This is a genomic window from Symbiopectobacterium sp. (assembly GCF_051710365.1).
Classification (GTDB): domain Bacteria; phylum Pseudomonadota; class Gammaproteobacteria; order Enterobacterales; family Enterobacteriaceae; genus Symbiopectobacterium.
On the sequence record NZ_JBPETA010000140.1, the window covers coordinates 1 to 8,474 of the forward strand.

Here is an 8,474-nt window from a genome sequence, read left to right on the forward strand (position 1 = left end):
GGTTACGGATGGTAACGTGGGGAGTACTCATGCTGATTGGTCTGCAAAAAGCAGTAATAAATTCAGAACTTCAGAATACCGTCAAGTCCCGAAAAAAGAAAAATCAGGTGCGGAATGACGGATTCAACAAAGCCTCATTGAATACGTGACCCAAATAGGCAACGCATAATCATGCAGTTTTTATGCATTCGAAAAAGGGGATAATTCAGATAAAAAAATAGCAGGGATAACACCCTGCTATTTTTTTATCTGCTTCATGCCAGTATCAATCGATCTGCTTCACTTCCACGCGCAGCTCTTTTGGTACTTCAAAGACAATGTTCTCTTCACGGCCTTCCAGCTCGAGCGCGACTTTCCCCCCGAAGGATTTAAGGCGTTCAATCACCTGCTGAACCAGAATGTCCGGTGCAGACGCACCCGCCGTTACACCGACACACGCCACATCCCTGAGCCAGCGCTCCTGAATATCGTTCGCAGAATCGATAAGGTAAGCGGGAATGCCGGCACGCTGAGCCAGTTCTGCCAAGCGATTGGAGTTGGAGGAGTTTTTCGACCCCACTACCAGCACCACGTTGGCGCGTTCCGCCAGATAACGCACCGCTTCCTGACGGTTCGTGGTGGCGTAGCAGATATCGTCTTTACGTGGGCCGATAATTTGTGGGAAACGCTCACGCAGTGCATCGATTACCGCGGAGGTGTCATCCACCGACAGCGTGGTTTGCGTCATAAAGCAGAGGTTACCCTCATCTTTAACCTGCAAATTCCACACATCCTCCGGCGACTCCACCAGATACATGCCGCCGTCATCGTTGCTGTACTGCCCCATGGTGCCTTCTACTTCAGGGTGTCCCGCATGACCGATCAGGATAGCTTCTACCCCTTTACGGCTGGCGCGCGCCACCTCCATATGGACCTTGGTCACCAACGGGCAAGTGGCATCAAAGACGGTCAGATCGCGATTCTTCGCCTCCGCCCGTACAGCCTGAGACACGCCGTGCGCAGAAAAAATCAGGATTGCGCCATCAGGCACTTCGACAATCTCTTCAATAAAGATCGCACCGCGATCACGTAAGCCATCCACCACGTAGCGGTTATGCACGACTTCGTGGCGCACATAAATCGGCGTGCCATAAATTTCCAGCGCACGCTCGACAATGCTGATTGCGCGATCGACGCCCGCGCAGAAACCACGCGGATTAGCCAGTAAGATTTGCACGCTCAACCTCCTGCGCGACAGGATCGATATCCATCACCTCAACATCAAAGCTTACGTGATGACCCGCAAGCGGATGATTGAAATCGACCGTAATCGATTCTTCCGCCACTTCACGAATCACGCCGGGCATATCATTCCCCGCCACGCCGCTGAACAGCATGATGGTGCCCACGTCCGGTACGCCGGTCTCGGCAAAATCGCGGCGCAGAAAGAACTGAATCAAATCCGGATTGGACGGCCCGAAGGCCGATTCCGGCGGCAACGTGAAACGGTGTTTATCTCCCCGGCGCAAGCCGAGGAGTTGCTGTTCCAGTGCCGGAGACAGGCTCTCATCCCCCAGGCGAAACAGCGCGGGTTTACCCCGTTCGCGGGTCGATTCCGCAACGCTGCCATCTTCCAGCGTCAGCACAAAATGCAGCAGTACGGCGCTGGTATTCTGTACTCTTTGCGTCATGCCTGCCCCTTCGGCTTCGCCGAGGCGTCGTGAGGTGCCAGAAAGCCTTCCAGCACTACCAGACCTGCCCCGATACAGATAGCCGTGTCCGCCAGATTGAACGTCGCGAAGTGCCAGTCACCGACATAGAAGTCAATGTAATCGACCACAAAGCCGTGCCAGGTTCTGTCGAACAGGTTCCCCAGCGCACCGCCGATAATCAGCGCATAGGCGATATTGCTCAGCTTCTGGTCGGCGCGGTTGCGGTACATCATCACCAGCAGCGCCACCACGATCATGATGGCGATACCGGCAAAAAACCAGCGCTGCCAGCCGCCTTTATCTGCCAGGAAGCTAAACGCCGCACCGTAGTTACGGGCATAGTGCAGGTTTAACGAGGGGAATAGCGCCCAGGTTTCACCAAGTTCGAAATTCGCCAGCACCCAGTATTTGACGCCAAGATCCACCGCCAACACTACCAGCACCAGCCACAGCCAGCGCAACCCGCTCGAACAGATCGATTTATTCATCAGACAAATTTACGCTCTTCACCATTACCGCCCACATTCGTGGCACAGCGTCCGCATACCTCTGAGTGTGCAGCATCCACACCGATATCGGACTCATAGTGCCAGCAACGCGGGCACTTGTGCCCATCCGCTTTGCTTAAGGCAATTTTCAGGCCAGAGAGTTCACTCGCCTGCGCATCCGCCGGAGCATCTTCATAGCGTTCAACCCGCGCTCTGGAGGTCAGCAGTGCAAAATGCAACTCCTGTTGCAGACGCCCCAGCTTCTCGGACAGCTCAGCATCGGCATACAGCGTTACCGCCGCTTCCAGCGAACCACCAATACGCTTGTCGTTACGCGCTTGCTCAATCACCTTGTTCACTTCGGCACGCACTTTCAACATGTCGGCCCAGAACGCATCGTTCAGGGTTTCCTCTTCCGCCAGCCCGAACAGGCCGTCATACCACTCTTCGGTAAACACGTACTGTGCGCGTTTACCCGGCAAGTAGCCCCAGACTTCATCGGCGGTGAAGGACATGATCGGTGCCATCCAGCGAACTAGCGCTTCCGCAATGTGGAACAGCGCGGTCTGGCAGCTACGGCGCGCCACGCTGTCATGCTTGGCGGTGTATTGGCGATCCTTGATGATGTCCAGATAGAACGAGCCCATTTCGATGGAGCAGAACTGCATCAGGCGTTGCACCACACGGTGGAAATCGTAGCTTTCGTACGCTTCAACGATCTCTTGCTGTGCGGCTTGCGCGCAGCCTACCGCCCAACGATCCAGCACGACCATCTCTTCCTGCTTCACACTGTGCAAGGCCGGATCGAACCCGTTCAGGTTCGCCAGCAGGAAACGCGCGGTGTTACGGATGCGGCGATAAGCATCAGCAGAACGTTTGAGGATTTCATCGGACACCGCGATCTCGCCGGAATAGTCGGTGGAGCCGATCCACAGACGCAGAATATCCGCGCCCAACTTGTCCATCACGTCCTGCGGCGCAATGGTGTTGCCGATGGATTTGGACATTTTGCGGCCTTGACCATCGACGGTGAAGCCGTGAGTCAGTACCTGACGATACGGGGCTTTACCCTTGATCGCCGTAGAGATCATCAGCGAGGACATGAACCAGCCGCGATGCTGGTCAGAGCCTTCCAGATACATATCGGCTGCATGCCCGGCAAATTCTGGGCGCACATCCACCACTGAGTCGTGGGTTGATCCGGAATCGAACCACACATCCAGCGTGTCCGGCACTTTGACATAATTGGCAGCATCAGCGCCCAGCAAATCGGCCGGATCGAGATCCCACCATGCCTGAATGCCGTCCTGCTCAACGCGTTTAGCCACCGCTTCGATCAGCTCCGGCGTGCGAGGGTGCAGTTCTTCGGTCTCTTTATGAACAAACAGAGACATTGGCACGCCCCAGGTACGCTGGCGCGAGATACACCAGTCTGGGCGGTTGGCAACCATGGACTCGATGCGCGCCTGACCCCAATCCGGGATCCACTGCACGCCTTTGATTTCAGACAGCGACTGCTGACGCAGCCCTTTTTGATCCATGCTGACGAACCACTGCGGCGTGGCACGGAAGATGATTGGCGACTTGTGACGCCAGCAGCACGGATAGCTGTGTTGCAGTTTTTCCACATGCAGCAACGCGCCGCTTTCACGCAGCATGTCAACGATGAGGTCATTGGCTTTGAAGACGAACTTGCCGTCCAGATTCGGATGCGTACCCGGCAGGTAACAGCCGTTCGGTCCCACCGGATTGGCGATTTCGAGCTGGTATTTCTGGCTGATGACGTAGTCATCCGGGCCGTGACCGCCTGCGGTATGCACCGCACCGGTACCTGCATCCAGCGTGACGTGGTCGCCCAGAATCGCAGGCACATCGAAATTCAGGAACGGGTGCTTGAAACGCAGTAGTTCAAGATCGGAACCCTTGCAGTCGCCCAGCACGGTCCAGCTTGTTACGCCCAGACGCGCCATCACGCTTTCCACCAGATCGGCGTCCAGAATCAGCGCTTTGCCTTCGATTTGCACCAGTTGATAAGCAAACTCGGCATTCACGGCGATCGCGCGGTTCGCGGGCAGCGTCCATGGGGTGGTGGTCCAGATAACCAGTGCAATCGGACCTGCAACAGAAGTGACACCGAATTTCGCCGCAACAGCTGCCGCATCGACAGCAGTAAAAGCCACATCAATAGACGGAGAGGTTTTATCGTAATACTCCACCTCAGCTTCTGCCAGTGCAGAACCGCAATCGGCACACCAGTGCACCGGTTTAGCCCCTTTGTGCAGGTGCCCGTTGTCGATGATCTTGCCGAGAGCACGAATGATATTCGCCTCGGTATTGAAATCCATGGTCAGATACGGGCGATCCCAATCGCCCAGCACGCCGAGGCGGATAAAGTCTTTCTTCTGCCCTTCAACCTGCTCCGCCGCATACTTGCGGCATGCCTGACGAAATTCTGCCGCGCTCACCTTCTCGCCCGGCTTGCCAATCAGTTGCTCGACTTTCAGTTCAATAGGCAGACCGTGGCAGTCCCATCCCGGCACGTACGGTGAATCATAACCGGCCAGCCCTTTGGATTTGACAATAATATCTTTCAGAATCTTGTTAACTGAGTGACCAATGTGAATGTTGCCATTCGCATACGGAGGACCGTCATGCAGAATGAAGGTTTTCTTGCCCTTTTTCGCCTGACGAATAATTCCGTACAAATCCTGTTCATACCAACGTTTCAGCATGTCAGGTTGACGCTTGGCCAGATCGCCACGCATCGGGAACCCTGTTTCCGGCAAATTCAGGGTAGTTTTGTAGTCACTCATTAGATTCTCGATTTAGTTTCGGCCATACCTTGGGGTATGAATATTACACCGGTGCTGCTAACCCGAAAAACGTCCGGGCCGTCACCACATCCTCGGCGATTTGCTGCGTCAATGCCTCTAGCGACGCAAACCGCTGCTCATTTCGTATTTTCTTACACAGCGCCACTTCTATATGACGCCCGTACAGATCCATGGCGACATCCAGCAGGTGCACTTCCAACTGCTGGCGTTTATCGCCGTCTACCGTTGGCCGGGTGCCGATATTGGCGACGCCGGGAAACGGCGTCGGGCCCAGGCCGTAGACTTCAACGGCATACACCCCACTGACCGGCGATACCTGGCGTTTCATCGGCAGATTCGCGGTCGGAAATCCCAACGTTCTGCCCAGCGCTTTACCATGCACCACGCGCCCGGAAATCGTGTAAGGGTGGCCCAACAATTCTTGCGCCAGCGGCAGATCGTCATGCAGCAAGGCATCACGTACTGCGGTACTGCTTACGCGCCTACCGCCATTGCAGAACGTCGCCGTGCTGATAACCTCGAAACCATGGGCCTGCCCCGCCCCCTGTAATAACAGGAAATCACCGCTACGACCAGCCCCGAAGCGGAAGTCATCCCCCACAACGAGAAATTTCACACCCAGTTTTTCCACCAGAAGGTGGCGCACAAAGTCTTGCGCATCGTGTGCGGCGAACGCTGCATCAAACTTAACGCACAACAGTGCGTCAACGCCTGCGCGCGCCAGATAGTTCACCTTGTCCCGCAGCCGGGTAAGCCGTGCAGGTGCCTGATCGGCAGCAAACAGTTCGAGCGGCTGTGGCTCGAAAGTCATCACCATCACCGGCAAATCACGCGCCAGCCCCTCCTGCTTTAGTCGCTCAAGCAGCATTTGATGCCCACGGTGTACACCGTCAAAATTGCCGATGGTGAGCACACAACCATAATGGCGTGCCCGGAGATTGTGTATACCGCGGATTAGCTGCATGGCGACTCAGGAACAGTTTGGTTAACGATATGGAAATCGGCGGATTATACCTTGTACAGCGGTTAAGGTTAAAGCGCGATTCACACCTTTTGTCACGCAATTGCTCGGCAGTGCCTACCGATCTTGCCATGCATTGCCCCTATGGCGTTGCTTCGCATGAGCAAAAATTCCTCTTTCTTATCAAAAGTTCGTCAGGTAAACGCGAATTTCTGTCGGGAAACGCTGTATTACCGAGCGCGAAGCTGTTAAAATCCTGCGCCATCACAACGTAACAAGCGTCGGCGTACAAACGGCGCTTATTTGCACAAATCCATTGACAAACGAAGGCTAAACGGGCATATTCCTCGGCCTTTGAATTGTCCTCGATAGAATATATTTGGGAGTTGGACCTTGGCTAATATCAAATCAGCTAAGAAACGCGCCGTACAGTCTGAGAAGCGTCGCAAGCACAACGCTAGCCGTCGTTCCATGATGCGTACTTTCATCAAGAAAGTATACGCCGCGATCGCTACTGGCGATAAAGAAGCTGCACAAAAAGCGTTTAACGACATGCAACCAATTGTGGATCGTCAGGCTAGCAAAGGTCTGATCCACAAGAATAAAGCATCTCGTCATAAATCCAACCTTGCTGCTCAGATCAACGCACTGTAATCATTGCTTGCGTAGACATCTGTCTTCCTCGTCGTAAGAAAAAACCGGCTCTGGCCGGTTTTTTTGTTTCTGCACGTTCAAAGCACATCCCTCATGTTTCCCTTGGCGTTACCTCGCCCTGACCCTCTCCTTATGATGATTCAATTTGTAAGGCGCTTTTTTTATAGTCGAAATTAATCGCTACTTTATGCTGGCGCGCATACAGCATCCAGAATTCATGAGGTTCTCTATGGTAACGCCAGTAGCCAAAAAATCTTCCCCCATCATATTGACAAGCCAGGAGCCAAAAACTCAACAAGCGGCACCGATAACATCACAAAGGCCCTCTGGGTTAAACGCCTTGAACGGGCTTGGCAACAGAGCACAACTTGCCAGCGTGCCGAGCGGCAGACCTGCCACAGACGGGGTGATACCGCAGCCAAAAAATAACGCGTTAGTACAGTTCATCAACCCCTTCACGCGGTGTATCAATGTGCGCGCGGTGGCTATGTTTAATCAATCAAAACATGCCGCAGCCGCTTCTCAAACTCCGGATACAGGGCAACAGACCCGCGCGGCAAAACCAGCCCATGCCCATTCGGCTCGACAAAAAATCATGGCTACCCTCGCACGTGAAGCGGAGCAGCAGATCAATAAAAGTCATTTACGGAAACCGGACACGGGAAAACGATTGACCCGACAGGCCATCTCGGGACCGATTCTAGGTCGGTCGCCCACTCAGCATACGGCAACCGCATTGGCAGCCAACACCACCAGCCGTGAAGCGCTTACAAAAGCCAAAACCCTTGTCGATAACGCCGTAACGGAGTTTGGTATTGTCGAAAAGGGCATGGCGGATACCCACTATGCCAGCCAGGCTATCGACTCAGCCCTCTGCGCTATCTATAGCAACCATAAAGACACCTTCTTAAAGCATCTGGAGCACAGCGCCAAACCTGTTCAGAACGAACTGCTCAGCACCCTTCCCGTTGACACGCAGCAAACCATTAGACAAGCGCTCTCTGGTGCCCTCACTTCGCCGCAGCAACACACCAATACGAAAGTTACAGGCGCATTGGACAGGTTGGAACAAGTAAAAAACAAACCGTTAGTGAAAGCGTTTAGCATGCACCACATCGTCAATTTGCTGCAAAAAGGGATAGTCAATATTACGGGTCGCAGCGTGTTTAAGCACAGTCTGCAAGACGCTGTTGCCACGGCCTATCAGAAAGGACGCAATGTCAGTCTGGCCACGGGATCGCTAAAAGCGCTTAACGACGTGACGCAAGAAATTACACAGCATCAGCAGGGTTCCGCTGACGCACGCGCAAGCCATCTGCCGTATCCACACACGGCGCTGGAAATCGTTAGCCACGAAGCCGTACTGAATCATCTCTTAAAAACCAAAGGCCACGCACGCCATGATGGAAACGTTCTCTCAGCCGCTGCGCAAATTGCCTACCATAAAGGACTTTGTGATGGCATTCGCAATGCCTACCTGCATACCATAGGCAGCGCCGCACAGGACGCAGGCCTTTCCGGCAACACCCCACACGGTGATAAAGCCTTCACACCGACGGGAGCTGGCGCGAATCCCTATATCAGACCAACGTTAGACGAGGTAACTCAGCACTACCCCGACGCGTTGATGAACCCGGAAATTAAAGACCAACTGTCAAAACATGCTCATCACCAGCTAATGGCAGAAATAGATACGTTATCAAAGCATTTAAAACCCAAGCGGCTTTGTTGAATAAATCAGAACTTGTAACGACTGTGCCCCATCGGGTCGATTGTTACGTGATGCGAATACTGTTCGGCATTCCTAATAGCGTGATCCGGTTAAGCGCTTTGACCATCGCCATGG

Annotated in this window: 8 protein-coding genes and 1 pseudogene; 2 read left to right on the forward strand and 7 right to left on the reverse strand. The window is 53.9% G+C overall.

Going from position 1 to position 8,474, the window contains the following annotated elements; genetic code table 11:
* Positions 1–265 precede the first annotated feature (265 nt).
* From ispH to ribF, 5 genes are read right to left on the reverse strand one after another with little or no spacing between them, the layout of a single operon-like run.
* Positions 266–1,216, reverse strand: coding sequence for a 4-hydroxy-3-methylbut-2-enyl diphosphate reductase (ispH, locus tag ACTBDZ_RS12575; RefSeq protein WP_438815564.1), 951 nt, complete (start codon positions 1,214–1,216; stop codon positions 266–268).
* Positions 1,197–1,670, reverse strand: a complete 474-nt coding sequence (gene fkpB / locus ACTBDZ_RS12580) for an FKBP-type peptidyl-prolyl cis-trans isomerase (protein ID WP_438815565.1) — start codon at positions 1,668–1,670, stop codon at positions 1,197–1,199. The genes ispH and fkpB overlap by 20 nt, the downstream gene beginning before the upstream one ends.
* Positions 1,667–2,179 carry a signal peptidase II gene (gene lspA / locus ACTBDZ_RS12585; protein WP_438815566.1) on the reverse strand — a complete coding sequence of 171 codons (513 nt, stop codon included), beginning with the start codon at positions 2,177–2,179 and terminating at the stop codon, positions 1,667–1,669. The genes fkpB and lspA overlap by 4 nt, the downstream gene beginning before the upstream one ends.
* On the reverse strand, positions 2,179–4,992 hold the full coding sequence (gene ileS, locus ACTBDZ_RS12590) for an isoleucine--tRNA ligase (RefSeq protein ID WP_438815567.1): 2,814 nt from the start codon (positions 4,990–4,992) through the stop codon (positions 2,179–2,181). Before ileS ends, lspA begins: the two co-directional genes overlap by 1 nt.
* A 43-nt stretch (positions 4,993–5,035) precedes the next feature.
* A complete protein-coding gene (gene ribF / locus ACTBDZ_RS12595; protein WP_438815568.1) occupies positions 5,036–5,977 on the reverse strand; it encodes a bifunctional riboflavin kinase/FAD synthetase in 942 nt (313 codons plus the stop codon).
* Positions 5,978–6,367: 390 nt separating this feature from the next.
* Here ribF and rpsT point away from each other — a divergent pair, with 390 nt between their 5' ends.
* Complete coding sequence (rpsT, locus tag ACTBDZ_RS12600; protein WP_222158249.1) at positions 6,368–6,628, forward strand: 30S ribosomal protein S20; 261 nt, start codon at positions 6,368–6,370, stop codon at positions 6,626–6,628.
* 291 nt (positions 6,629–6,919) lie between these two features.
* Here rpsT and ACTBDZ_RS12605 read toward each other — a convergent pair whose 3' ends face one another.
* Complete coding sequence (locus tag ACTBDZ_RS12605; RefSeq protein WP_438815569.1) at positions 6,920–7,075, reverse strand: hypothetical protein; 156 nt, start codon at positions 7,073–7,075, stop codon at positions 6,920–6,922.
* Positions 7,076–7,223: 148 nt separating this feature from the next.
* On the opposite strand from ACTBDZ_RS12605, the gene ACTBDZ_RS12610 reads away from it, so the two are divergent.
* A complete protein-coding gene (locus ACTBDZ_RS12610) occupies positions 7,224–8,360 on the forward strand; it encodes a hypothetical protein (protein ID WP_438815570.1) in 1,137 nt (378 codons plus the stop codon).
* A 43-nt stretch (positions 8,361–8,403) separates the two neighbouring features.
* On the opposite strand, the pseudogene ACTBDZ_RS12615 reads toward ACTBDZ_RS12610, so the two are convergent.
* Positions 8,404–8,474 (reverse strand): annotated as a pseudogene (locus ACTBDZ_RS12615) (surface-adhesin E family protein); the annotation flags it as partial.

Excerpts from the sequence above, each read along its gene's own strand:
- ileS (WP_438815567.1), bottom strand. The coding sequence starts at position 4,992 with ATGAGTGACTACAAAACTACCCTGAATTTGCCGGAAACAGGGTTCCCG.
- fkpB (WP_438815565.1), bottom strand. The coding sequence starts at position 1,670 with ATGACGCAAAGAGTACAGAATACCAGCGCCGTACTGCTGCATTTTGTG.
- ACTBDZ_RS12605 (WP_438815569.1), bottom strand. The coding sequence starts at position 7,075 with ATGAACTGTACTAACGCGTTATTTTTTGGCTGCGGTATCACCCCGTCT.
- lspA (WP_438815566.1), bottom strand. The coding sequence starts at position 2,179 with ATGAATAAATCGATCTGTTCGAGCGGGTTGCGCTGGCTGTGGCTGGTG.
- ribF (WP_438815568.1), bottom strand. The coding sequence starts at position 5,977 with ATGCAGCTAATCCGCGGTATACACAATCTCCGGGCACGCCATTATGGT.
- ACTBDZ_RS12610 (WP_438815570.1), top strand. The coding sequence starts at position 7,224 with ATGGCTACCCTCGCACGTGAAGCGGAGCAGCAGATCAATAAAAGTCAT.